Annotated in this window: 22 protein-coding genes and 1 riboswitch; of the genes, 2 read left to right on the top strand and 20 right to left on the bottom strand. The window is 38.5% G+C overall.

From position 1 onward, the window contains the following. Positions 1-30 precede the first annotated feature (30 nt). The 20 genes from DWY31_RS09710 to DWY31_RS09800 form a co-directional block, all read right to left on the bottom strand. The gene (locus DWY31_RS09710; protein ID WP_118520307.1) at positions 31-1,563 is read right to left on the bottom strand and encodes an ATP-dependent helicase; all 1,533 of its coding nucleotides are present in this window, start codon (positions 1,561-1,563) and stop codon (positions 31-33) included. Further along, positions 1,563-3,248: an ATP-dependent nuclease gene (locus DWY31_RS09715; protein WP_118520309.1), complete on the bottom strand. Its 1,686-nt coding sequence runs from the start codon at positions 3,246-3,248 to the stop codon at positions 1,563-1,565. Before DWY31_RS09715 ends, DWY31_RS09710 begins: the two co-directional genes overlap by 1 nt. Positions 3,249-3,566: 318 nt before the next feature. Further along, on the bottom strand, positions 3,567-4,517 hold the full coding sequence (glsA, locus tag DWY31_RS09720) for a glutaminase A (protein WP_028087161.1): 951 nt from the start codon (positions 4,515-4,517) through the stop codon (positions 3,567-3,569). Between the two features lie 317 nt (positions 4,518-4,834). Further along, positions 4,835-6,010 carry an ATP-binding protein gene (locus tag DWY31_RS09725; RefSeq protein WP_279220076.1) on the bottom strand — a complete coding sequence of 392 codons (1,176 nt, stop codon included), beginning with the start codon at positions 6,008-6,010 and terminating at the stop codon, positions 4,835-4,837. Positions 6,011-6,210: 200 nt separating this feature from the next. Next, positions 6,211-6,438, bottom strand: a complete 228-nt coding sequence (locus tag DWY31_RS09730) for a hypothetical protein (RefSeq protein ID WP_118520311.1) — start codon at positions 6,436-6,438, stop codon at positions 6,211-6,213. After that, positions 6,413-9,619 (bottom strand): hybrid sensor histidine kinase/response regulator, encoded by a 3,207-nt coding sequence (locus DWY31_RS09735; RefSeq protein WP_118520313.1) that lies wholly within the window; start codon positions 9,617-9,619, stop codon positions 6,413-6,415. Before DWY31_RS09735 ends, DWY31_RS09730 begins: the two co-directional genes overlap by 26 nt. Before the next feature lie 227 nt (positions 9,620-9,846). Next, positions 9,847-9,937, bottom strand: a riboswitch (cyclic di-GMP riboswitch). A 42-nt stretch (positions 9,938-9,979) separates the two neighbouring features. Then, positions 9,980-10,366 (bottom strand): LPD25 domain-containing protein, encoded by a 387-nt coding sequence (locus tag DWY31_RS09740; protein ID WP_279220077.1) that lies wholly within the window; start codon positions 10,364-10,366, stop codon positions 9,980-9,982. A gap of 171 nt (positions 10,367-10,537) precedes the next feature. Further along, positions 10,538-11,080, bottom strand: coding sequence for a flavodoxin family protein (locus DWY31_RS09745; RefSeq protein WP_117538063.1), 543 nt, complete (start codon positions 11,078-11,080; stop codon positions 10,538-10,540). A 2-nt stretch (positions 11,081-11,082) separates the two neighbouring features. Beyond that, complete coding sequence (locus DWY31_RS09750; protein ID WP_118520315.1) at positions 11,083-12,081, bottom strand: alpha/beta hydrolase; 999 nt, start codon at positions 12,079-12,081, stop codon at positions 11,083-11,085. A 64-nt stretch (positions 12,082-12,145) separates the two neighbouring features. After that, complete coding sequence (locus tag DWY31_RS09755; protein WP_118520317.1) at positions 12,146-12,913, bottom strand: carboxymuconolactone decarboxylase family protein; 768 nt, start codon at positions 12,911-12,913, stop codon at positions 12,146-12,148. A gap of 28 nt (positions 12,914-12,941) precedes the next feature. Next, entirely contained in the window at positions 12,942-13,412 is a 471-nt protein-coding gene (locus DWY31_RS09760) for a flavodoxin (protein ID WP_118520319.1), read from the bottom strand. A 125-nt stretch (positions 13,413-13,537) separates the two neighbouring features. Next, on the bottom strand, positions 13,538-14,419 hold the full coding sequence (locus DWY31_RS09765; protein ID WP_118520321.1) for a LysR family transcriptional regulator: 882 nt from the start codon (positions 14,417-14,419) through the stop codon (positions 13,538-13,540). A 449-nt stretch (positions 14,420-14,868) separates the two neighbouring features. Then, positions 14,869-16,404 (bottom strand): ATP-grasp domain-containing protein, encoded by a 1,536-nt coding sequence (locus DWY31_RS09770; protein ID WP_243060530.1) that lies wholly within the window; start codon positions 16,402-16,404, stop codon positions 14,869-14,871. A 264-nt stretch (positions 16,405-16,668) separates the two neighbouring features. After that, positions 16,669-17,199 (bottom strand): AAA family ATPase, encoded by a 531-nt coding sequence (locus DWY31_RS09775; protein ID WP_118520323.1) that lies wholly within the window; start codon positions 17,197-17,199, stop codon positions 16,669-16,671. 18 nt (positions 17,200-17,217) lie between these two features. Next, complete coding sequence (locus DWY31_RS14280; RefSeq protein WP_264291361.1) at positions 17,218-17,346, bottom strand: hypothetical protein; 129 nt, start codon at positions 17,344-17,346, stop codon at positions 17,218-17,220. Beyond that, positions 17,343-17,513, bottom strand: a complete 171-nt coding sequence (locus tag DWY31_RS13945; protein WP_158575508.1) for a hypothetical protein — start codon at positions 17,511-17,513, stop codon at positions 17,343-17,345. Before DWY31_RS13945 ends, DWY31_RS14280 begins: the two co-directional genes overlap by 4 nt. 472 nt (positions 17,514-17,985) lie before the next feature. Further along, a complete protein-coding gene (locus tag DWY31_RS09780; protein ID WP_118520324.1) occupies positions 17,986-19,941 on the bottom strand; it encodes a beta-galactosidase in 1,956 nt (651 codons plus the stop codon). 344 nt (positions 19,942-20,285) lie between these two features. Then, on the bottom strand, positions 20,286-21,347 hold the full coding sequence (locus DWY31_RS09785; RefSeq protein WP_118520326.1) for a LacI family DNA-binding transcriptional regulator: 1,062 nt from the start codon (positions 21,345-21,347) through the stop codon (positions 20,286-20,288). A 367-nt stretch (positions 21,348-21,714) separates the two neighbouring features. Beyond that, the gene (locus DWY31_RS09795; RefSeq protein ID WP_117538050.1) at positions 21,715-22,197 is read right to left on the bottom strand and encodes an ATP-binding protein; all 483 of its coding nucleotides are present in this window, start codon (positions 22,195-22,197) and stop codon (positions 21,715-21,717) included. A 56-nt stretch (positions 22,198-22,253) separates the two neighbouring features. Beyond that, positions 22,254-22,691 (bottom strand): hypothetical protein, encoded by a 438-nt coding sequence (locus DWY31_RS09800; protein ID WP_118520331.1) that lies wholly within the window; start codon positions 22,689-22,691, stop codon positions 22,254-22,256. Between the two features lie 223 nt (positions 22,692-22,914). Between DWY31_RS09800 and DWY31_RS09805 the strand changes: the two genes are divergently transcribed. Both DWY31_RS09805 and DWY31_RS09810 read left to right on the top strand, forming a co-directional pair. Continuing rightward, complete coding sequence (locus DWY31_RS09805) at positions 22,915-24,186, top strand: substrate-binding domain-containing protein (protein WP_117538048.1); 1,272 nt, start codon at positions 22,915-22,917, stop codon at positions 24,184-24,186. An 88-nt stretch (positions 24,187-24,274) separates the two neighbouring features. After that, on the top strand, positions 24,275-25,783 hold the full coding sequence (locus DWY31_RS09810; protein ID WP_117538047.1) for a sugar ABC transporter ATP-binding protein: 1,509 nt from the start codon (positions 24,275-24,277) through the stop codon (positions 25,781-25,783).

The following is a 25,783-nucleotide window of genomic DNA, read 5'->3' on the forward strand; positions in this document are numbered from 1 at the left end:
TGCGTACTTGGTGTTGAGAGACCTTTTTTCCTAATCACTGATGCATTCGGTACAGTTAACTATAGTTGCTACATCCTTCATTTTTAAGCCAGACTTCCCCAATATATTATTTATATTCTTTGCAAATTGGCCTGCACTCCAATCACCATTGACATATACCAAAATTAGCTTGGTTTTAGCTCTTGTGGCTGCAACATAATGGTTATAAACATCTTCTTCACTTGACAGTTTATAGTCAGACACAAACAAAACTACTTGTTCAAACTCCAGTCCTTTCGAAGAGTGAAAGGTAATCGCAATTCGTTTCAATTCATCCATATTAAACGCAGGATGAAACTTAGGGTCACAAATTGTTTCATATACTTTTTTGCAATGTTCTTCTTTGGTATCGTAACCCAAATAATCTGCAATCACTTCAACCCGCTTTACGAAAGCAGATATATCCTCTTGCTTTATGCACTCATCCAAAAGGCTAAGAGATTTTTTTATATAATTCAAAATTTTCTTATTTCCAACCACCTCATTAGGAATTTCATCTCTAAAATCATAAGCTGAATACTTTGGAAGAATGAAATACTTAGCAATCGCATTGTAAAGCCATGCTGCATCTGTAGTTATTTCTGAAATGGGTGTCTGTGGAATATAGGTAAACTCCATGTCTCCATCACGTAATGCCTTAGCGCCCGCTTCTGCGTTAGCTTTGCTATATCGCAACAATGCACATTTCTTATTAGTGTCCAAATATTGTGTTACGGAAGCAACCCAATTTGACCGTGTCGTGCATATCACAATTACGGAAGATAGATCATCGACAGTCTTATAGAGATCCCTCGTTTCATCACAGAGTAGATTCGAATAATTCTGTATCTGTTGACAGGATCGGAAATTATCTCTCATAAACTTCTTTGAAAAATCTTCTCTGTCCCAAATGCTCATAAAAGCTTTTGGATATGCACCACGCCACATATAGATTGATTGCTTTTCATCACCTACTACAAAAGTATCTATATTTAGACTTTCACAGATATACATGAACAATGCATGCATATCCTTATCGCAGTCTTGATATTCGTCTACATAGATTTTAAAATACTTAGCCTTTAAATACAATTGACACGCCTTTGACTTCTGTAAAATCTCTAATGCAAGTTGAAATATGAAGTTCTCCTTGCTATTTGCATATGAGCAAAGGATTTGTTCATCCTTTATTTTTACCAAGCCTTCTGCAAATGTTTTTACTTTTACAGAATAATCTGTACTCATATCCAACTTATAAGCTCTTCCAAACACATCTTTCATGAAAGGCTTAATGATTTCTTCAATTGCAAAACTATTATTTGTTCCAATGAAATGATTGCTCGTATCAATGGTTAATCTATCTTTGATTTCAGCAGCCGCCTTAATTGTAAATGTAATTGCAGCAACTGCTTTATGCGTGTGACAATGAGCTATATCATATTCAATTTTAGATACCATAGTATGAGTCTTTCCGGTACCGGCACTCGCTCTTACTATTAGGTTTCCCGGTAACTCTACGATTTCTTTTTGTATGGGAGACAGCATTACAGTGTTACCTCCTTCAAACAAGCAAAATTATAGTGTTCAAAAATACGGGTACAGTCCTCTGGAGTAAGCTTTTCGACAAGTTCTACCATATGATTATTTTTGGCATCTTGCAAGTATCCAATTACATCTCCGCCTGCTTGTGGAAGATATTCAACCATTTTATCATGAAGAACTTCATCCAAATCTTCTTCCAAACTGCATCTCGACAAATATAACGCATGTTCTTTCCTAATTTGATCCAGAGTTTCTCTGTTGCTGTCATATAGCTTTCGTTTTGATTCCACGCCACTTTCGTCAATAGGCTCCGTAGGAAGAAGGTTTTCACCGATATAGTTGTTTAGTCTGGAGAACCCCAGCACACTATATTTTTCCTTACCCGTATTTTTTCTTAAATCATTGTCAGTCTTAATAATATTATCAATCTCTAATGCATCTAATATTTCAAAATATGGTCTAAACCCAAAGCCACCAACCGGAAGTATATAAATACCGTCTGCTTCAAAAAATGGGTTTAGTTCTGACAAAATCTTACCGAACAATACATTTTCAGAAGGCCCTTCAACAAGTAATACCTTATCTGCGAACACTGCTTCTACCAATCCACGATTCAGCATTTTTTTCTGGGTCTTAAATTCTTCTGGTACATTATAGAGAGCACTTTTGCTCACAATCTTATCAGCATTATATATACGAATCAGATTTACACGATCCATTTCTGCCAACACATAAGGGGAATGGGTTGTCATAAACAAATACTGATATTTTTCATCGTGGAAGAGAATATGCGACAGTGCAATTTGCATAGATCTGTGCAAATGATTTTCTGGCTCTTCAATCAGAAAAAGATTGATCTTCTTTTCTTCCTCCTCTTTTGACAATAAGTCAAAAATAGCATATACCAGTAACTTTTTTCGACCTTCACCAGAAGTTGGGTATAACGAATTATCAGAATCCTGCTTAATATAAGGCACAATATTAGAGTATAAGCCCTTCACTGCAATTTCTGATTTGACAGATACGGAGACATCTTCGTGTCTGTATTTTTTGTATTCAGGTGCAATTCTCTCCTCAAATGTTTTAATACCAGACAGACCAGAAATCTGGGTGTTTAGATCGTCACAGGCTTTCTGTATGTTTTCTAAAATTTCTTTATCCTGTTCTTTGTCATTTACAAGCAGTGTATTGGCATTTTTCTTAAATAAAGTATAGAGATCAACATATGCATCAATGTAGAATACATTAAAAACATAATCAATGTCGAAGAATGTTCCATGAACTTTCATTTCTTCAAGATCTTCGGCATCTCCGCCCCAATACAAAACAGGTATACCAACCAATTCTTTCTCGTCATAAGTAGCTTTTACCTTGATATAGACCTTGTCTTGTCCTGAAAGAATAGCGCCCTTCAATTTAGCACGAAGCTTCTGGCTATCGCCATCTTCAGTATCTCCGATATCTATTGAGACAAGGATTTCTATCGGCGTATTGGTGTTCTTTTTGTAATAATCTGTATCAATGAAATTCTGTCTTCTTACATCTTTATCGAACAAAAACCTTAAGGCATACAGAAAGTTGGTCTTTCCAACATCATTCATTCCAAAAAGAACATTTTTGTTCGTAAGGTCAATTGTTATATTTTCAAAATTTCTGAAATTCTTTATTGTTACCGCATCAAATTTCATAATATTCCACCTCGAGAGTTCTTCTGAATAAATTATACCATGTATTGCTGATATTACCAAGGAAACCGCCTACATAAAATCTAAGAAAAAAGACGTAAGATTCATCTCACGCCTTTCCTGTTCTAACTATACCGATCCGATCTTCCAAAGGTGTAAATAAGGTGTAAATTTTACGTTTCTATCCAAGAAACCCAATAAAATCAAGGCTTTTGTCACGTCCCTTAAACACTGCCGTGACAGATGAAAAGTACTTTAATCATAGTTTTGTTTCTCCTTGATTTGTCCCAGAATGCCCTATTTCTGCAGTATCGTCTTTTTTTATTCTTCTACCTTCCACTCTCTGGTATCAAAGATGTGAAGATGCAGTGCTTCTGAAATATATCCCAACAATTCGCAGCCTGCGATACAGTTTCCTTTTTTATCAAGAGACGGTCCGTAGATCCCGATTCCCATTTTCTTTTTCGATACGCTAAGCAGGCCGCCGCCGACTCCGCTCTTAGTCGGAATTCCTGTTCTTAACGCAAATTCACCTGATCCGTCATACATCCCGCAGGTGAGCATAATGGTCTGTACCATCCGTACAGTCTGAGATGAGATCAGACGTTTTCCGGTAGATAATTGCACTCCGTCATTTGCAAGCAAAAGACCGAACATTGCCAGATCTCTTGCATTTACCGACATGGAACACATCTTTGTATAAAAGGTAACACTATCTTCTACATCGGTATCAATGATCTCCTTACTTTTTAAAAGATAGGCAATCGCCTTATTTCTTGCGCAAGTCGCCATCTCAGACTGAAATACAGCTTCGTCTACTGCAATCTCCGGATCTTCACATACGTCCTGCATATACTTCTGCATATCTTCGATGGAATAGTGGTTTACAAGCAGGCTCGCAACCGTGATTGCTCCAGAATTGATCATCGGATTAAAGGGCCGGTTACTTCGGTTATCCAGTTCTACCAGTGAGTTAAAAGCCTCCCCTGACGGCTCCACACCAACATGATTAAACACAAACTCTGCTCCAAATGTTTCCAGTGCCAGACACAGTGCCATTACTTTGGAAATGGACTGTATCGTAAATCTATCTTCTGTATTTCCGGTCTCAAATTGATTGCCGTCTATTGTGTAAAGGCAGATTCCCAGTTTATTCTTATCTGCCTTGGCAAGCTCCGGAATATACGATGCAACACTTCCATACCGGATCACACCTTTTCCGATACGGATGGCATTTTCCAGTATTCTCATAACCTCTTCTGATTTCATCATATTCTCCTTTTTTGCTCAGTCATAATCCCCTTACAACTGCTATTTTCTAAGTACTAAGATACATCATTTTCCGGCTTCAATCAACCACCATCTTTTGCTGAAACCCGACGGAATAAGATAGACAAAAAAGTGCCCGCATTATATATTATTAGTAGTATGAAACTGGGGAATATGCAAAGGGGAAAACGTATCATGAATCTAATTTCACAATACAAAGGTCTTAGAAAAGAAAACTATGTCTTATGCTTCGCTTCGGACGCTTTGTGACGGCCATGGGAGCAATGGTCCGTCCGATGCTGACGGTGATCTGTTCTCAATCACTTAATGATATATTTTGTTCCTCTGCCTTTTCCTTCAACTGCAATCACACCCTTTTTCTCCATAGCTTTCAGTAATTGTGTTGTTTTTGATTTGCCAAATGGGACATATGGTGCAATTTCGCTTATTGGTTTCAGCATCGTCTTACTTAAAAATTTGTAAATCACTTTTTCGTCTTCGGTTAAATTGACATTCGTTTCAAATATCGGTAGTACAATTTTTATAGCATTTTCTGACACTTCAAATTCTGGTTTTATCAAACTCTCTGCATACAGTTGTTTGATTCGTGTAATTTCTGTTCCAAATATCTCTACTAATCCCAGTCTGTAAAATACATTTGCAAGATTTCTATTTCTTAAAATAGGTAGTTTACCTGATAAATATTCTTCTGCCGTTATTCCAGCCGGCAATCCACCAGGAAACACTACTTCTATTCTATCATCAAACATAGAAACTCTGATGTGTGAATTAATATCCCATACCCTATGAATCAAAGCATTTGCAATTGCTTCTCTGAAAGCTGCTTCCGGTATTTTCTCTACCATCTTTCTGTCAGCTCCCTGTATTACTTCATATTGGTAATAATCTCTAAATACAGCAAGTGCTTTTTCATATATTTCTAAAACCGATATATATTCAAACATTACTCTTTTTTGAATAATACTGATATTCTCACCGAACTTAACAATATCAATTCCTGAAAAATGATTTTTATCTGCCAAAAGTCCCGCTGCATTATTATAACCATTTATATTGTCATACAGGTTCAATGTCTTTAAAATATCTTGATTGAAAGTTTCAATGTAAATATTTTCTTTCAGTTTACACTGTAAAATTTTAAAAGATAGCTCCTGATCTTTACAAGGTAATTCTTCGAAGCTAATATTTTTTCCATCTAATACAAGCCTTGAAAATTCCAATGTATCTACCTCTATCGTTGCTGTATCATTTCGTTTGTATGCTTTTGATTTATATAAATACGGTTTTTGAAGACCACTTTTTACAGTAAGTTTTATCGTCTGGTCATTATTCTGTATTTCAAGTGTATAGTTTGGTTGAGGTGATATACTGTCATTGATTTTATTTTCGATATCCAGACAGGCCTGTTTTACATCTAGCAATCCTTTCACATTTCCATTATCATCAACCCCAAAAAGAAATGTGCAAAAAATCAATCGTATTTTTTTACGAGTGATTTTTTAATTGATTTTGAGTGTAGTATTATTTTTTGACCAACTAAATTATGACAACTTTTTTAATTATTCCGATTCGGTCTTCCAAAGGTATAAATAAGATGTAAATTATTTGTTTCTATCATAAAAACAAGTTTTTCTTCTGTACGGAATTATACCTGAGCCAATCGTGATTAACATCTCTATTTTTTATAATCTAACATAAATTCTTCTAAACTTGTTTCTGTGTTATAACTAAAAACAATTTCTATGTATTGTTCTAACTCTAGCTTTTTCTCTATTACTACACTACCTTTTCCACCTTTACAAATAGGAATATTTCTGTCATAACAAAATCCTCTCTCTATATTTCCTGTCTGCTTTTCCCATGCATCTGAAAGGCAATTACAGCCAGTTTTCCAGAACATCATTCAACTTATTCATATCCAGCGGTTTCGCGATATGTCCATTCATGCCTGTATTTTTGGCTAACTGTACATCTTCTGCAAAAGCATTGGCAGTCATGGCAACAATAGGCAGTTTTCCCTTTTCACCCGGAAGGCTCCTGATTGCTGCAGTTGCCTCATAACCATTCATGACAGGCATTTGGATATCCATAAAAACAAGATCATACAATCCTTCCGGATAAGCTTCCACTTTTTCAACTGCGATTTTTCCATTTTCTGCTGTTTCCACTTCTGCCCCTGTCATCTGCAAAATTTCACCAGCAATTTCTCTGTTCAACTCATTATCCTCAACCAGCAGAATCCTTTTTCCTGTGTAGTCTGCTTCTGACAGCTTCTCCAGATAATTTCTCGCTGTTTTTTCTTTTCTTTCTGAAGTAAACTGCCGCAGTGTTGCCGTCAGCCGGGAACGGAACAGCGGTTTTGCAATAAAAGCATCTACACCTGCAGCCTTTGCTTCTTCTTCAATTTCGCTGAATTCATAGGATGTCAATACAATGATGGTAATCTCTTTCCCGATCCGTTTCCGGATCTGTCTGGCAGTTTCTATACCATCCATCTCCGGCATCTTCCAGTCTAAAATAACAGCAAAGTAATCATCTTTCAACTCATGCCGTGCATAACAGCGCTCAACCGCTTCCCTGCCAGAGAGAACCCATTCACCCATAATACCGATTTCCTTCAGTGTGGCAACTGTACTTTCACAGCATGTCTTATCATCATCCACTACCAGAACCGGCAGATTCATCAGATTTTTGTCCTGTTCTTTTTCTTTTTCCTGAAGCTCCAGATAAATGGTTACTGTGATTTTAGTTCCCTTGTGCAAGGTACTGTCCACTTTAATAGTGCCATTCATCAGGTTCACAATATTTCTGCTGATTGCCATTCCCAGACCAGTTCCCTGGACTCTGGTTGTACGTTGGTCATCCGCGCGGCTGAAAGGATCAAACATGATTTTCTGGAATTCCGGTGACATACCGATCCCATTATCCTCAATCGTAAATTCATAGCATCCAAGTTCTGAAAATCCATTTGGCTTTTCCTCTATGGAAAAAATAATATTTCCACCATCCGTTGTATACTTGATCGCATTACTCATCAGATTCACAAATACCTGCTGAATCCTCAAGCTGTCACCACAGACAGCCTCATGTTCAATATGATTGATGTGTATATCAAAATTATGTTTATGTTCATCAAGCACCGGTTTCGTAAGTGTAATAAGATTATCTACCAGCTCTGACAGATTGAAATCTTCCTGTGCCAGTGTCATTTTTCCACTTTCAATACGTGCCATATCCAATACTTCATTGATCAGCCCCAGCAGATGGCGGCTTGATTCTGTGATCTTGCCGAGGCATTCAATGACTCTGTCCTGGCTCTCAACATTTGCTCCTGCGATTGCCGTCAGACCCACAATCGCATTCATTGGTGTCCGGATATCATGGGACATATTGGAAAGGAATTCTGTTTTCGCACGATTTGCATTTTCTGCGGACCGGTAAGCTTCTATCAGTGCCTGACGGGATTCAATCTCTGCTTTCTTTTCCTGTGTCACATCCATGGATGCCAGCAATACCTTTTCCAGCTTTCCATTCTTCCATTCCAAGGGAATATAAGAAGCGATTTTATAAGTCTTTTCATCCAGGCTGCAATACTCAAACTTATAAATATCATTTTCACTTTTCAGTTTTTTCCGGATATTATCCGGGGCTATTAGGATATCTATAGCTTCTAATGGTTCCAGTGTCTTATATTTTTCAAGAACCTGCATCTGAAAATCATGATAAAATCCCAGAGGTTTATATATCATCTGTCCATTCAGGTTGTAGAATTCATATCTGTCATTTTCCAGATCACAGACAACAAAACGGTCAACCAGACGCACAATGCTCTGGATCAGCTGCTCCATGGAAGCATTGTCCGCTGCCATCTGCAGATGCCGTGCGCTCTCTACCTTAGCTTCCGTGATATCACGCAGAAAGATCATGGCATATTCTGAATCCTCTATCTCGCCACGTATAATCACATTGCGTACCCATCGTTCTTCTCCATCCAGAGTGATTCGGCACTCTAAAGATAATTCTGTTTCCAGACCTTTCAGTTTTTCTGCAATATAACCACGGTCATAAAAAGCAGCTACCGCTTTCTTATCTGTTTCCACAACATAGGAATCCACAAAATGCCGGATCAGTTCATCCCATGTACGACTCTGTTCAAAAACTGTCATCAGGGACGGTTCAACCTTAAAGGTATCAAAAGTATTCGCTTCCAGATTTACATAATACTCGCACAGATCTGTTTTCGTAAAAGCCCGGTGGAAAGCAGCAGATTTTTGTGCCTGCATGGTTTCTTTTTTCTCCCTATCAATGTTAATAAAAATCCCGGCAATCCTGCTGGCAGAACCATCCAGACGGCGTATTACTTCTGCAGATGCCCGAAACCACTGGTATTGATTATCCTTCATTCTCATACGATACTCTACCTGGTATTTTATCTGGTTCGTCTTATCCTTAATTGCCGCCTGAAGCTGCACCATTACTCTTTCTTTATCCTGTGGATGCAGAAGATCTGACCAGGATTCCAGTTTATTCGGAAAGTCCAGAGTGTCATGATAGCCAAGCATTTTTCGGAATTCATGACTCCAGTTTGTATTCACAATCTCACTGTTTTCGTCACAGTCAAAATACCAGAAGCCGGAATAGATAGCCTCATTGAGCAGTGCCAAATTTACATGATCCCAGTTGACCTGTACGGACATAACCCAGATCTGTCTGCCCGCCTCATCTGTCGCATCCTCTTTACAAAGCCGTACATTATTCACTATACCGTCTGCTGCAAGGATCTGTGCTTCCCCTGTTCCGTGAAGCTGCAAAAAACGGTCTCGCTCCAGTTTATCTTCCTCGTCATAAAAGAAGTTTTTCAATGAGCCTTTTGTATGTTCCATGAAAGTATCGAATGTATATCCTGTACTATGCAACAGCAGATTATCCACAGACAAAATAGACAGGTTTTGGTCATAAGATCCTGTCATTATACCTACCCCGCCATTATTTTCCAGTGTTTTCTGTACGGCCTGTGACACAGCCTGTGTCTGTCCCGTTACAGTCTCACCTAATGAATATATTTTGTCTTCATAATTTTTCATTTTATAAAAGTCCTCTCTTCGTCTTATGCCTTCTTCATCCTGCTTTTATCTGTATACAGAGAACCTATCCCTGCCAGTTTTCGTACCCATTTTGGCATATAAAAAGGATACTTGCCCAAATATGCCCGTATCCCTACTACATTTCTTTAGAATCACTCATCGATATAGTATATAAGTTATCGAGATTTCTTCCGCTTTCACATCTTTTCCATATATGATATAGAAACAGTTGCAACCGGCAGACCTGGTCAAACTTTCTGCCTTTAGCCTCTTCTGGCTTTGCGTCCCAGACTTTCATCTGGTTTGCCGTTTTCCTTATTATAGCCTTTAAACTTATGCAATAAAACCGGATTTATTATACTATAGTGCTCTGCTGTACACAAGAAAAACATTACCATTTTTACGTTCAAAAACAAAATTTCCTTTTCCTTGCTGATAACTGATCCAGCTTTCATCCGTCAACTTCATTTCATTCTGCATCTTTAATTGACTGATGATGCCGCCATTTCCGCTACCAATGTCTATCTTACCTTGAAAATAATGCAGCATCTTATCACCCTTCTCAGCATAATATACTGTAAAAAACATCTGCGCTGTCGTTTTTGGTTCGTTGGTGTTTTGATCCCGGTCAGCATACCAGGCTTTGTCCTGTTCTACTGTTTTGGAATCCAAATCAGATAACTTCTGGCATCTTGGATTCCCCAACTCACTTTTCTCACAATACTTCACATACACCATCGGCTCCATATCTTTTGGAAGCTTTTTTACGCCCTCATATAACGAAACGCTCAGCGGGTAAAATACAGTGGGCAAATGCAAAAAAATAGCTATAAGACTCCATTTTTTGAAATCTTATAGCTTTGCTATTGATAATATTGAGTTACTATTAGTTTTAATAATTAGAATTATTTTATCAACTTATAAATTTTTTCCAAGTTCATATGCCTTCTTCATTATATCCACATGATCCTCAGCTGTATTTGCTGCATCAATTCCACCGCCACCGACCATGCCTTTTAAGGAAGCCTTTTCAAAACAATCTACCCAGCCTTGCAGCCCATTATAGGCTTTCTCAAATGCACTTTCCTCATTCTCTGCCGCAGTTGCAATCATATAAATATCTCTGAATAAATAATCTGCCGAATATAAAGGATTCAATCTATCAAGAAGTGTTTTCATCTGACCGCACATCTCATAATAATAAATTGGGGTTGCATAGACAATAACTTCTGCATTCTTTACCTTTGCCATAATATCTGCAATATCATCCTTCTGTACACACATCCCAGTCCTCTGGCAGGATAGACAACCGATACAATATTTTATATCTTTTCCTTTCAAAGAAAGAAGTTCCACATCATGCCCCGCTTCTTTTGCTCCCTTTGCACACTCATTTGCAAGTATATCAGAATTGCTCCCTCCTCGAAGACTTGTCGATATGATCAATACTTTTTTTGCCATAATTAACCAACTCCGTTTTCTTCAAAAAATTTCTGGATTTTATCAAATGGGATTACATCCAGATTATCGTAAAGATCTGTATGAACAGCCCCTGGAATTGTTAGCAGCTCTTTATTGGATGTGTACTTGCTGTCCTTAATCATATTTTCATAAGCATCTTTTCCAAAATAATAGCTGTGTGCTTTTTCTCCGTGAACAATGAGGACTGCACTTCTGATTTCATTACTGTACTTTAATATTGGCTGATTCATAAATGACATACATCCAATACTGTTCCAGCCATCATTGGAATTCAGGCTTCTTTTATGATAACATCTGCCTTTATAATACTCACTGTAATCTTTTACAAAGAAAGGGGCATCCTCTGGAACCGGAAGAGAAACACAACCACCAGCTCTGGAATATTCGCCTTTACAGTATTCTTGTGTTCTGAGGGTATTCAGCGACTGCTTCTTCGCATAACGTGCTTCTTCACTGTCCTCAGAATCAAAGTACCCATTCGCATTTACCCTCGTCATATCATACATGGTAGATGCAACCGTTGCTTTTATTCTCGTATCGAGTGCAGCTGCGTTAAGAGCCATCCCACCCCAGCCGCAGATTCCAATGATTCCTATTCTATCTTGATCTACCTCTTCCCGAACAGAAAGGAAATCAACAGCAGCCATGAAATCTTCTGTATTAATATCCGGAGAAGCCATGTATCTTGGATTGCCTCCACTTTCTCCCGTAAAAGAAGGATCAAATGCAATCGTTAAATATCCTCTTTCAGCCATCGTCTGCGCATACAGTCCGGAACACTGTTCTTTGACTGCACCAAATGGTCCACTTACAGCAATCGCTGGATATTTCCCAAATGCATTTTTCGGCTTATACAAATCTGCAGCAAGTGTGATTCCATAACGATTTACAAATGTCACTTTCTCATGATCTACTTTTTCACTTTTTGGAAAAGTTTTATCCCATTCAGATACTAGTTTTAATTCTTCTTTTTTCAACATAAATATAACCTCCATATGCAAATTGTCTTATAATTCAAGAATGCCTCGGCTTTTTTCAACCTTCCTATTTTAGTTTTCTATATTCTTCATCACTTACCGGTTCAAGCCATTCATTGGAACTATTTTCGCCCGGAACTTCTATTGCCAGATGGGAAAACCATTCGTCCGGTGCTGCGCCATGCCAGTGTTTCACTTCTGCCGGAATATTGATGCAGTCACCTGGCTTCATTTCTACAGCTTCTTTGCCTTCTTCCTGATAATATCCTCTTCCGGCAACACATATCAGGATCTGCCCGCCTCCACTTTTTGCATGATGGATGTGCCAGTTATTTCTGCATCCAGGTTCAAATGTCACATTAAAAATTCCAACCTGAGAAGTGGAAATCGGTGCAAGAAAACTTCTGCCGGAAAAATACTGTGCAAAGCCATCGTTTGGTGCACCGATTGGAAATAGCATCTCTTTTGCATGTGCCCGCATTGCTTCCTCTTCGTATGGCAAATCTCCTTCGCCTGTTTTCCACACTTCCTTTGCAAGATTGAAAACAGCCCATGCTTTTGGCCAACCTGCATAGAATGCGGCATGTGTGATCACTGCCGCAATCTCTTTTTGTGTCACACCATGATTTTTTGCATTTTGAAGATGATATTTTAAAGAAGAATCCGTAATTCCGGAAGCCATCAGAGCAACCACTGTGATAATGCTTCTTGTTTTTACGTCGATGTCCTGGTTATTCCAGTTTTCGCCGAAAAGTACATCATCGTTAAAATGTGCAAATTCCGGTGCGAATTCACCAAGTGTATTTCTTCCTGCTGTCTGTTCTATTTTTCCCATATTCTGTATCCCTCCATAACGCTGTTATTTATAAAGAGTTTACCCATTCACTGATTTCCTGTTTCGTTCCACGATTTAACAGTCTGCCTTCTGTAATAACTGCGTCCGGTGCAGATGTCTGCAATTCTTTCACAGTGTTCCCGAATCCACTTCCTCCGGATGTTGCAAAAAGCACAATCTTTTTACCACTGAAATCGTAAGCTTCTAAAAATGTATTGATGATTGTCGGAGCCACATACCACCAGATTGGGAATCCCAGAAGGATCTCGTCATAAGAACTCATATCCATCTCTTTTTTCATAATCGCCGGTCTATATTTTTTATCACTCATTTCCACACTGCTTCTGGATTTTTTATTCATCCAGTCAAGATCAGGCTTTGTATATGGAACTTTCGGCTCAATCTCAAACAAATCCGCTTTTACTTCCTCTGCGACCATCTGTGCTACTTTTTTTGTTGTTCCGCTTGCACTGAAAAATGCCACTAATTTTTTACTCATAATAAAAAGCCCCTTTCTATACGTATTTTTCACAAAAAATAGATGTATAAGATTTACATTCATCTTACACATCTATTTTAAGCTCTATCGCTTCATTATGTCTAATGCTTATATTGAATTTTGTTTTATGCCTGAAAAGCATTAATCTCCTCGATCATTTTACGGACTGCCAAAGAATATGGGATATTCCGTCGCCAGGCAATCACCGTACTGGTCGTGATTTCAGGAGAAATTCTTCGCTGTACAAGAATATCCTCTCGCCAATACTTTGTTGCAGCACCCTCAATTGAAATTGGATACCCAAGTCCATTTGCCGCCATAATTCCGGCATTCGTTCCGAGATTACTCGTAAAAGCAATCTGTAATTTTGAAAAGTCTTTCCCAAACCAGTTGGCAAGTTCACTTTGAACGTTCATTCTTTCCGGCAGGATCAAGGGCTTTCCAATAAGATCTTCTTTTTTTATAAACTCTTTTTCTGCCAGCGGATCATCCGGCCGCATTCCGACACACCAGTGATCGCAATCTGTGATCCGGATATAATCCAGCCCTTCGGTGTCCACCGGCTCCATGAATAATGCAATATCTACAAGTCCTTTGTTCATCATCTCATACACTGCATCTGCTGTTGCAGTATGCAATACAATCTGAACCAGCGGATATTTTTCTTTATATGTTTTACATATCTTCGCCAATGTCTCCACTGCTGCAAATTCACCGCATCCAATGGTTATCGTGCCCTCTACAACCTCTTCTTTTCCTTTCAGTTCCTCAAGCGTCCTTTCCTCAAGATTAAGAATCTCCAAGGCACGCCTTTTTAATAAAATTCCTTCATCGGTGAGCGATATTTTCTTCCCGTTTCGAATAAATAATGTTATTCCAAGGTCCTCTTCAAATGCCGCCATTTGTCTGGATAGCGTTGGCTGGGTAATATGCAATTGTTCTGCTGCTTTTGTAAAGTTCTGTTCTTTTGCTACTGTCAAAAAATAGCGTAATAATCTTAATTCCATATCTTTATATTCCTACAAATTTTTCTTGTAACCATTCTATCATATTGCATCCCCAATATCATCTATATTTACATGTAATATCTGCACAAAATACCGTGGGTTATTTTCTAACCGCCTATGCCTTCCGGACCGTGATTTTACTGGCTTTTTGGCGAAGCTTTCAAAGAGTGCCGTGGCAGATGAAAAGTACTTTTATCATTGTTGCATAACCTCGCATTTCTTAGTTTTTCTTGGTTTTTCGGGCTTTGTAAACCTTTGTAAATGTTTACTTTCTAGTGTAACCTGGTTTATTTTTGCATAATATCGTCCGCAAAAGGTGTAAAATAAAGTGTATGTTTTTATCGGAAAATTGGTTTTATAGAAGGCTGTGTAGATTCTGATTTGCTAATACTTGGACACTTTATCTCTGTTCTAACACATACAAAAGCACTATCTTACAGCCACATTATTTATTCTAACTTAATCCACCATCCGCCTCCATCTTTATAGCCATACTTCTTCATAAAGCTTTCAAGCTGTTTGACAGTTCCAGAATTGGGCTGACGTTCTGCAAGAAGTCCCTCTTCCTTTGCTGCAACCATAATCTTTTTGTCGAGCAAATCCATCATTTCACCCCAAGCTTCCACAATTTCTTTTACTCTGATATACTCTTCGGATTCTTCTTCATAATCATACAGAGCATCTTCAATATACCAGAACTTATTGTGTACCTGTACATAAACATCAACCAGTTCTTGAGTACTACTGATACTTGCAATATCTAATTGCATTTGCTCAACTGACTTATCTGGCATTGGATCTTCAATCAATATTGCAGTTCCGTCTGTAAAAAACTCTTTAGCCGAAATACGTTCTTCTTGTTCAAATGATTGATAAAAATCTTTTGCTTCGATTTGCTGCAATCCAGAAACTTGACCATCACCAAATTCCATGATCATCAGCTCTCCGTCATCTTTCCGTGCTATATCAATTGTTACAAAGTTGCTTCTAACTTTTTTTGCGATGCATTCTATCCAACTAATTTCAACGTCGGATAATCTTACATCCTCTTTTTCCGTCCAGTAGTTATCCATTATCAGAATTTTTCCAGCGTAAACGAATATTCTATATTCTTCTGATATAGGCATTCCACTTCTTTCATGAAATCCAATTTGATGTAAGCCCATAAATTTTCGTAGAACGATTCCGCCTACCAATGAATCACCTTGACGTTCTACAAAATTTCTTATTACTCTTGTTGTATTCGCAATATCCGAAATATTTTTTATAAAACATGCATCATACCATTCATGTTTTCTGCTCTTAACATAGTCTTTTACAATATAAGGACCATTTAATTGTTTAGCCTTCAACAATATATTTTCAATATTTCCCTCAGTCTCCCATACTGACTGCGCAGTTTCTTCTACAAAGTCATCATGCCATCCAGGTAACGTGTGATACCTCTCATATTCCTCTGGAGTATTAATCAGATAAATTCCTTTCTGTTCCAGTAACTTATAGAAATCCGAATACATTTCCGGCTTCATCATCCAACCACGATAAATTGTAAGACCAGATATCTCTTCTCCAAACAATGACAGCTTACCGCTTTCCATGTCTTCATAGCTGAATAATGCACAAGAGTGATGTAACCCAGCCTCTTGATACTCATCTTCATAGTCTTCATCAACTTTTCTTTGATACAGCGGATGATTACAAAAAATGAAATTAATCTCCTTCAGATTTTTAACAAGTATATTTCCAAAGGGATCCACGCCGTCTATTTGCTTAAGCATTAATCCAAGAGGCATATCTTCAAAAGTCTTTCCTTCCGGTATCTTTCTTCTAAACATTTCGATTCCACTAACTTCAAATCTATTTCCCCTAAGATCAGACAGAAGATCTCCCATGCGAACATTTGCACCTTTACTGATTTTTACTGTATAAATAACGCCATGGCCTGTTATTTTAAATCGATCTATTATTCTTAATACATCACCCATAATATATAAAATGCTTATCCGATTAGCATAAAGCTAATCTTTCACATTTACCACACCTCTACATTTCTTCTATCTTGTATTTTTTCTTTAGACGCTTGCTCATATGATGCCATGCCCATGAATCAGCTCCATGAAGTCTAAACAATGTCGCTGCTATTTCATCATCATTTCTAAGTTTAGTCTTCATCTTCGGTAACGGAAATTCCCCCTCTCGGAATAACAGTACGGGGTAGCAACATTCCTTGCGGTTCCCCCTCGTATTGCCTACCACCAAAGGTGGTCGGGGCTATCAATGGCTGTCCTAACACAATCTTCTTCCTGTAAAATTACTTTTTCTCCTTCGCCACATGGTTCTTGAAAATCGTTATAATGATGCTCTAGTATCTCATTTGTTATTATGAATGGAGAATTAGCATTCAAAGACTGATTCCTTTTATACAATCTTTTTTGTAAGGTTCCTTTACTAGCCTTCATATAAACAAGTTCTGGTGTACCGCCAGCTTTTTCTATAAGCCTTTTATAATACGCTCTGTTTGCCTTATTCCAAAAGCTGAAATCAAGGACTACATGTTTTCCTTGTTGAATGAGAGACAGGAGTTCCTTCTGGAGTGCCATTTCCACTATTTCTGAAAGTTTCTCATACTGTTCGTTTGGATAATCAATCCCCTTTCTCCCGTAAGTTTTCCACATTTCCTCATCAATGGACAAGCGAACATAGCCTTCTTTTTCTTTCTGCTTTGCATAAGTTGTTTTCCCGGAACCGCATATTCCACACATCATAATAACTTTAATCATAAAAATCTCCTTGTTTTACTAATCAATACAGCCTTCTATTGATACTATACCTTCTACACCAGATTTATTTTGTATCTCTTCAATTGCCATTTCATTATTTAGAATATTTTGTCTATCTAGCCTTGAATTAGTTAAATCTTTCTTCATTCTAAAACCTCCAATTCTCCACTCATCAATTTAGACAGTATACGGTCACGAGCTTGTTCAGATATAAGTATTTCTTTTGATAATGATAATATTTTATCAAAAATTGGTTGCATTTGTTGTTCTATTGTTAATGATTGTTTTGGATACTGATACATAAAATAATCCACAAATAAAAAGTCCCACCGGGTTGCGCATAAAAATCAGAGGCGTGGTGGGTTCTGTTAACATTATTGTACAGCATTCAATATTACTGTCAAGATTTCTTTTGTAAAAAATCGGCAACTTCCCATTGTTCCTTAAAATTATGCCAGCATTCATCAATTCCAAATTTTCAGAACATATCTCTTTCAGTCTCCACATGTCTTGACTACCGATCCGATCTTCCAAAGGTGTAAATAAGGTGTAAATTTTACGTTTTCATCCAAGAAACCCATTAAAATCAAGGCTTTTTTCCCATCCCTTAATCATGATGTATGCTGTCGTTACTTACGCAAATATGCGTGGGAAAAGAAGCGGATTACCAGACACAACCCACTTCTCATTATTTTATTTCTATATTACCGATTCATTTTCTCGTCTGTCAGATTTTTCATCTTTTAAACAATACCAAATCCACTGTTCTCTGTCAAAAAATCCTACTTATTTCCGAACTTCTTCCACCTTGCATTCAAACGGCGCCAGTGTCACACCTGCATTTTGTACCTCGCATGCATTGTGGTTCATGGTGATCTTAATCTTTCTGTCTTCGCTCTCTCGGTATACGATCTCAACGCCATCAGTTGAATGCTCAGATACGATTCCCTGTTCGTCTGCCATTTTCTTGAGAAGCTGTTTTAAAATAGTTTCATCCAATCCACATCCAAGGTAATATACATATCCATCTTTCTGCTTCTTCTTTGTCACTGCTGCGTAGTCCTTGAAGAATACATCATTGTAGTGGAACAGCACTTCTGCATCTGTCACACTGAGCAGGTCACGGAAAATTCCTCCCTCTCCCTGTGTACAACTGAAATCTTCTTCGCCTGCAAGCGGGAATTCCTGTCCTTCCTGAAGACTTTCAGTCTCTGTCACATAGATTCCTGCAAACTCATCAAAGTCAACTGGAAGTACCTTTTTAAACAACAGATTGTTATTTTCATCTTTTACAAAATCACGGAAAGTCAGAACCAGCGTTCCGCCGTTCTCGGTAAATTCTTTCACCTGCTTCTGGAAATCCGGTTTCGCAATGATCATCTGTGGAAGAATCACGATCTTATAACCAGAAAGAGTACTTCCCGCCGAAATCACATCCACCGGAACATTTGCATCAAAGAATACTTTATGGAACTTCTTCATCTCTGCTTCGCAGTCGAGAAGGAAACTTTGTCTCTGGATACGGAATGCTGCAAGCGAATCATAATCATATACGATTGCAACTTCACTTTTAACCGGTGCGCTCAGTTCTTTTTCGTAATTCTTAATCTCATTAAAGAATCCCTGTACTTCGTGAAACTTTCTACGTTTAACATTATCTGCATCCAAGATTCCATAACAGAACTGCTCTGCCCCTTTTGTTGCACCTCTGTATCGGAAATACATCAGCGATTCGCAACCTCTCGCCATACTCTGATAAGACCAGAGCTTTGCCTGATTCGGGCGTGGAGCAAATCCAGTTACATCATGTCCCTGTGCTCCCATGATCGCTTCTGTGATCCAGAAATTTTCCCGTTTGAGCCCACGGATATAATCCAGTCCAAATGCAATTTCATTTGCAGGAAGCGGCTCTTTCTGCCCGCCCCATACCGGGTAATTGTTGTAAGCTACCACATCCAGATTCTTTGCAACTTCTGAATAATCTACGTGCTTTCCAAGTCCTCCGCCCGGGAAGTCATGCATCACAACCGCATCTGGAATGATTCCCTTAAGAAGCGCTGTCTGGAAGTTTGCAAATTTTACAATGCTTTCGCTGCGGAATCTTTCCCAGTCCAGACGAAGTGCCGGATTGTGTGTGGTAATGGTCTTGGATGGAAGTGGAATCTCATCAAATCCATTGTATTCCTGTGACCAGAATGTGGTTCCGTAAATTTCGTTCAACTTATCAATATTTCCCTCGAATTTCTGCTCAAGGAATCCCTGAAATGCGCAGCGGCATTTCGGACAGTAGCAGATGTCACTGTCTTCATGTCCCAGCTCATTGTCAATCTGCCATGCCACGATCGCATCTTCATTTTTATAATGCTCAGCCTGTGCTCGGATGATCTTCTCTGAGTACTCATACATCACATCGCTGTTAAAGCAATATACATGGCGTCCACCAAAAGTGCGGACGGTTCCGTCTTCAAACTCTGACAGGATATCCGGATGCTTTTTCACAAGCCATGCCGGAATGGTCGCTGTCGGAGTTCCCATGATCACCTTCAGACCTTTTTCTTTTGCCTTTTCAATTACACGGTCAAAAAAGGAAAAATCATAATTTCCTTCTGTTTTTTCCATCAGATGCCATGCGAACTCTGCGATACGGATCACATTGCATCCAAGCTCACAGATATTTTCCAGATCTTCTTCTAAAAAAACCTCTTCCCACTGTTCCGGATAATAATCAACTCCACGCCACATATTACTGTTCCTTTCTCTTACGAAGTTCGTCACAAATCATTTTATAAGTTTCTCCATCCCTCTACTCCTTATTTAGTAAAGTTTTGCTTTCGCTTTTCCATACGTTTTTATGCATTTTCTTTTGTTTTATTGCGTTTATTTTTCGTATCTTGTGAAATGAATATATCATTGTAAAAATATTTAGTCAATATTTTTACGCAAACTTTTACTTAAAGAAAACTATTTTCATGAAATGTTTACTAAATTGGCTTGTCGTTTTTGTGGAAATTGCCGCATAGAAAATGTAGCCTGACACATTCTCACTTCAAGTGCATTGTGGAATACCAGCGACATCTCTATCCATTTTATACGCTTCCTCTGTCCACCAAACTGCACGGAACAATAATCTTCTTCGGAAGTGAATTCTTCTTCCACAGAAGTTCCATACACATCACTGTCGACTCCACGCTTTCTCTCATATATACTTCGACCGAAGAAAGCGGCGGATTGGAAAACTCCGAGAAGCTGGTGTTGTTAAATGTAATGACACCTATTTGTCCTGGAAGCAGAATCTCCCTTTCATGCAACGCCTTTACAAGTCCCGGCGCTACCGCATCACTCGATGCAAAAATCGCGTCCGGATACTCCTCCGGCGTGTGGCTGTCCAGATACTCCAGCACTTTCTGGCAGCTGCTTCTCGAATTCATCTCGCAGTCTATGACCAGACTCTCATCAAACCGATTCTGATTATTCAGTGTATTTTTATAATAGTAATAACGTGGGTCCATCGTCAGCTTCTTGTCGTCGCCAAGGGTATCCACACTTCCAAGATATGCAATCCGCTCTTTGCCTTTTGCCTCAAAGCATTGCAGTACTTCACGGATTGCCAGGTGATAATTCGGCACAATACTGTAATACTTCATATCATCCGGTGAAGAATCCAAAAATACGATGTTGTCCGTATATTGATGGAAATCCTGAATCTCCTCCGGACTGAATCTTCCGATTGCAATCAGTCCGTCAATCGGACGGTCATCATTCTTGGTAAATCTTTTCTTCTCATCCCGGTAAAGCATGACAGTCGTCCATTTCTTTTCAAAACATGCTTCATCCAAACGGTTCTTCAGCATAATATAATAGATATCTTCCATCTGCTCCTGCATCTCGAACATCTGCGCAATCCCGATTCTGCGCTCCGGAAGGTTCTGGCTTTCTGTCATCGCTTCTACTGATGCCTTTTTTCCTGTATCTCTCTGACGCTTACTGTATCTCTGACTTACCGTCTTATATCCAAGCTCACATGCCACGGTAACTATATTTTCTCTGGTCTCATCTGACACATTTAAGTTCGGATCACCATTCAGAACTCTCGAAACCGTGCTTTGAGAAACCTTTACCTTTTCAGCGATATCTTTTAATGTAGCCACATCATTTACCCCTTTGACTAAAATATTTACTTAAATAATATCACACTTTCAGGGTTTCCAAAAGATATTTTTACAAACTGCCTGCTACACCGATGTTGCTGTTTGTGATCATATTTTATTATCCTTTTTATCATATTCAATATTTGAATTTCCGACGGATTTCTCTCTTTTTTCTGAGGGACATTCTGAGGGACATTCCGAGGGACATCCTGAGAGACATTGTAATTCAAATTTGGCATCACAACTGTAAACCGGTACCGATCTGATCTAAAAGACGGCTTACACTTATATAGTACTAAATGGAGCTATTGCTCCATAAATTGATATGCTCCCTTCTAAATAAACAAGATTTTATTTTTTCTCTTGTCTACTTAGAAGGGAGCATATCAGTTGACTGAAAAGCAACAAGAAAGCGGCTTCTTTTTTGTGAATGTCCATTTTTTATATAATCATATTCCATACCATCAGAAAGAATCTGTCTTTGCTGTATTTTTTTAATTTCATACAGGATATCCTCACTCTTGATAAATCTGCTGTTTTCAGGGAATCTCCTAAATGCATTGCCAAATTCATCCTCTCCATAACTAAACTGGCACTCTGATGAAAATTTTCCGCAATAGTCCACAATTCCAAAAGAATTACTGATCGCATACTCTTTCCCTGTTAGCATGAGTTTATTTGCTATGATATTCAAAATAATAGATTTTCCAGAACCATTATTCCCATATAACACGGTGATTGGTGCAAATATGAACGGATCTATGTCTTTTCGATGAAACACATTATATGGATATATATTAGGATTTTTAATGCTTCTGTCACTTAATTTAAAACTGCTGAGATATATCATTAAAAAATCCCCCTTCATCTATAAACTTATATTTTTCAAATCAGCAAACCATTCTTTTACCCTTCAGCACAAATTTCATCATAATCTTCATACATAATTCGTATTCCACACTCCTCACTTTCTACATGGTAATGTCCCGCATACCACTCTGTAAAATCTAACCTGTCATAAATCTTCTGTAGCCATTTTTCCGTTGTCTTGTCCACTGCTGATTGATCAAGCCCTGGAATAAACGCCCACACTGGTTCCGCTTCAATCGGTACTGTATGCGAGAGTACGATATCCACATTCCACTTGGCTTTATCTAACTGCTGTTCCACATATTCTTTTATCACTTCATCCGGCTGTTCTGATTCAAACCATGGTAATCCGTTTCGTATCCTATAATATTTGTCAACGCTGTATGCACCACCGATTGGCATCACTTTCTTTCCATGAAAATTATATATTTCTCCATCTTTTGCGAACAAAATATTCGGATACTGTTCTTCCACTTTTGCGCTACGATATACAGCGAGCTGTAGACGTAAACTTTCTATAATAAATGAAAAAAACGAATAAACAACATGCATAAATTTTTTATTGAAAATCAGAGAAAATTAATACTTAATCCAAAAATATTCTATTTTATTTTCCTCCTTTGGTGATTATACTAAGGTCAGTCATTAAGAAAGACATGTTTTAAAACAAATTTCACAAAACGGGAGGAAAACAACAATGAAAAAAAGAAAAGTAGTTGCATCAATGATGGCAGTAATACTCGCATTATCATTGGCAGGATGTGGATCTTCAGGATCTTCAGGATCTTCAGACTCATCTGACACTAAGGTAGCGAACAAGGACAAACCACTTTGCTGGTTTAACCGTCAGCCATCTAACAGCTCAACAGGAGAGCTTGACAAAGATGCTCTTAGCTTCAACAAAAATACTTACTATGTAGGTTTCGATGCTAACCAGGGAGCTGAACTTCAGGGACAGATGGTTCTTGATTACATCAAAGCTAACATCGACAAGATCGATAGAAACGGTGACGGAGTTATCGGATATGTTCTTGCAATCGGTGATATCGGACACAACGATTCAATCGCTCGTACACGTGGAGTTCGTAAAGCACTCGGAACAGGTATTGAAGAGAAGAAAGAAATCAACTCTAAACCAGCTGGAACAAACGTAGATGGAAAATCTAAAATTGTTAAAGACGCAACACTTGAAGTTAATGGAAAGAAATACACAGTTCGTGAGCTTGCTTCTCAGGAAATGAAGAATGCAGCAGGAGCTACATGGGATGCCGCTACAGCAGGTAACGCTATCGGAACATGGAAAGCTTCTTTCGGAGATAAGATCGACGTAGTTGTTTCTAACAACGATGGTATGGGAATGTCAATGTTCAACGCATGGGCTAAGAAAAACAAAGTACCTACATTCGGATACGATGCAAACAGTGACGCTGTAGCAGCTATCGCAGAAGGATACGGCGGAACAATTTCTCAGCATGCAGACGTTCAGGCGTACCTGACACTGAGAGTTCTTCGTAACGCTCTTGACGGAGTAGACATTAACACAGGTATCGGAACAAAAGATGATGCTGGTAACTGTCTGAAAGAAGGCGAAGATTACAGATATAGCGAAGAAGAGAGATCTTACTACGCATTAAACATTGCTGTAACAGCTGATAACTATAAAGACTTTACAGATTCAACAGTAGTATACAAAAAAGTTGCTAACCAGCTTGATGCTAAGAAGAGCCCAGAAAAGAAAGTATGGCTTAACATCTACAATGCTTCAGATAACTTCTTAAGCTCAACATATCAGCCGCTTCTTGAGAACTACGATGACCTTCTCAATCTGAAAGTTGACTACATCGGTGGAGATGGACAGACAGAGTCTAACATCACAAACCGTCTTGGAAACCCAGACGAGTATGACGCATTTGCAATTAACATGGTTAAAACAGACAATGCATCTTCATACACAGAACTTCTCAAATAATTAAAGTTCGTAAACTGGTAAATGAATGAAACAATAGAGGGGTGTCAGTGATGATACCTCTCTTTCAATAAGAAAAGGAAGCAGAGCTATGACAGAAGATAAGAATAAATACATCTTATCGATTAATGGCATGAGTAAATCATTCGGTAGAAATAAAGTACTGAAGGGTATCAACATGAATGTGAAACCTGGAACCATTATGGGACTTATGGGTGAAAACGGTGCCGGAAAATCGACGATGATGAAATGTCTCTTTGGAACTTATCAGAAAGATGAGGGGACAATAATATTAGATGGCAAAGAAGTAAACTTCTCAGGACCGAAGGATGCACTGGAGAACGGTGTAGCGATGGTACATCAGGAGTTGAACCAGTGTCTTGAAAGAAGCGTTATTGACAATATGTTCCTTGGTCGATATCCAAAGAATTCACTTGGAGTTATCGACGAGGGAAGAATGAAAAAAGAAACAGCACAGTTGTTCAGAAAGCTTGGAATCACAGCAAACCTGACACAGCCTATGAAGAAGATGTCTGTATCTCAGAGACAGATGTGTGAGATTGCAAAAGCAATTTCTTATAATTCTAAGGTAATCGTTTTGGATGAGCCTACATCATCCCTGACAGCACCAGAGGTTGAAAAACTTTTCAAAATGATGCGTCAGCTGAAAGCACAGGGAATTTCCCTGATCTATATTTCACATAAGATGGACGAAATTTTCAATATCTGTGATGAGATCTCCGTACTGCGAGATGGTAGCCTTGTTATGACAAAAGAGAGTAAGGACACAGATATGAACGAATTGATTGCAGCCATGGTTGGTCGTTCTCTGGATAACAGATTCCCGCCTGTTGACAATGAACCGGGAGAAACCATTTTCTCTGTACAAAATCTTTCAACAAAGTATGCACCAAAACTTCAGAATATTTCCTTTGATATCAAAAAAGGAGAAATCTTTGGATTCTATGGTCTGGTTGGAGCCGGACGTACAGAACTTCTGGAAACTATTTTCGGAATACGTACAAGAGCAGAAGGAAATGTATTATACAACGGTAAAGTTATGAACTTTACATCACCTAAGGATGCAATGGACCACGGATTTGCTCTGATCACAGAGGAAAGAAAGGCCAACGGATTGTTCCTGAAAGGCGATATTACATTTAACACTACGATCGCGAACATGAATCATTACAAAAAAGGTATTGCATTATCACATGACAGAATGGTACGTGCAACTGCTGAGGAAATCAAGGTTATGCATACAAAATGTATGGGACCGGATGATATGATCTCAAACCTTTCCGGAGGAAACCAGCAGAAAGCGATCTTCGGAAAATGGCTAGAACGTTCACCACAGGTATTCATGATGGATGACCCGACCAGAGGTATCGACGTTGGTGCAAAATATGAAATTTACGAACTGATCATTAACATGGCAAAACAGGGAAAGACGATTATCGTTGTTTCCTCAGAGATGCCGGAGATCCTTGGTATTACAAACCGTATCGGAGTTATGTCCAACGGACGTCTCGCAGGTATTGTTAATACAAAGGAAACAGATCAGGAAGAATTATTGAGACTCAGTGCGAAGTATTTGTAA

The sequence above is a fragment of the Dorea sp. AF24-7LB genome (assembly GCF_003478575.1).
Lineage (GTDB): Bacteria > Bacillota > Clostridia > Lachnospirales > Lachnospiraceae > Dorea_D > Dorea_D hominis.

What these genes read in the sequence shown, in the direction of transcription:
- DWY31_RS09710 (WP_118520307.1), bottom strand. Translation starts at nt 1,563, where the DNA reads ATGCTGTCTCCCATACAAAAAGAAATCGTAGAGTTACCGGGAAACCTA.
- DWY31_RS09715 (WP_118520309.1), bottom strand. Translation starts at nt 3,248, where the DNA reads ATGAAATTTGATGCGGTAACAATAAAGAATTTCAGAAATTTTGAAAAT.
- glsA (WP_028087161.1), bottom strand. Translation starts at nt 4,517, where the DNA reads ATGATGAAATCAGAAGAGGTTATGAGAATACTGGAAAATGCCATCCGT.
- DWY31_RS09730 (WP_118520311.1), bottom strand. Translation starts at nt 6,438, where the DNA reads ATGATGTTCTGGAAAACTGGCTGTAATTGCCTTTCAGATGCATGGGAA.
- DWY31_RS09735 (WP_118520313.1), bottom strand. Translation starts at nt 9,619, where the DNA reads ATGAAAAATTATGAAGACAAAATATATTCATTAGGTGAGACTGTAACG.
- DWY31_RS09740 (WP_279220077.1), bottom strand. Translation starts at nt 10,366, where the DNA reads ATGGAGCCGATGGTGTATGTGAAGTATTGTGAGAAAAGTGAGTTGGGG.
- DWY31_RS09745 (WP_117538063.1), bottom strand. Translation starts at nt 11,080, where the DNA reads ATGGCAAAAAAAGTATTGATCATATCGACAAGTCTTCGAGGAGGGAGC.
- DWY31_RS09750 (WP_118520315.1), bottom strand. Translation starts at nt 12,081, where the DNA reads ATGTTGAAAAAAGAAGAATTAAAACTAGTATCTGAATGGGATAAAACT.
- DWY31_RS09755 (WP_118520317.1), bottom strand. Translation starts at nt 12,913, where the DNA reads ATGGGAAAAATAGAACAGACAGCAGGAAGAAATACACTTGGTGAATTC.
- DWY31_RS09760 (WP_118520319.1), bottom strand. Translation starts at nt 13,412, where the DNA reads ATGAGTAAAAAATTAGTGGCATTTTTCAGTGCAAGCGGAACAACAAAA.
- DWY31_RS09765 (WP_118520321.1), bottom strand. Translation starts at nt 14,419, where the DNA reads ATGGAATTAAGATTATTACGCTATTTTTTGACAGTAGCAAAAGAACAG.
- DWY31_RS09770 (WP_243060530.1), bottom strand. Translation starts at nt 16,404, where the DNA reads ATGGGTGATGTATTAAGAATAATAGATCGATTTAAAATAACAGGCCAT.
- DWY31_RS09775 (WP_118520323.1), bottom strand. Translation starts at nt 17,199, where the DNA reads ATGATTAAAGTTATTATGATGTGTGGAATATGCGGTTCCGGGAAAACA.
- DWY31_RS14280 (WP_264291361.1), bottom strand. Translation starts at nt 17,346, where the DNA reads ATGAAGAAAGATTTAACTAATTCAAGGCTAGATAGACAAAATATTCTA.
- DWY31_RS09780 (WP_118520324.1), bottom strand. Translation starts at nt 19,941, where the DNA reads ATGTGGCGTGGAGTTGATTATTATCCGGAACAGTGGGAAGAGGTTTTT.
- DWY31_RS09795 (WP_117538050.1), bottom strand. Translation starts at nt 22,197, where the DNA reads ATGATATATCTCAGCAGTTTTAAATTAAGTGACAGAAGCATTAAAAAT.
- DWY31_RS09805 (WP_117538048.1), top strand. Translation starts at nt 22,915, where the DNA reads ATGAAAAAAAGAAAAGTAGTTGCATCAATGATGGCAGTAATACTCGCA.
- DWY31_RS09810 (WP_117538047.1), top strand. Translation starts at nt 24,275, where the DNA reads ATGACAGAAGATAAGAATAAATACATCTTATCGATTAATGGCATGAGT.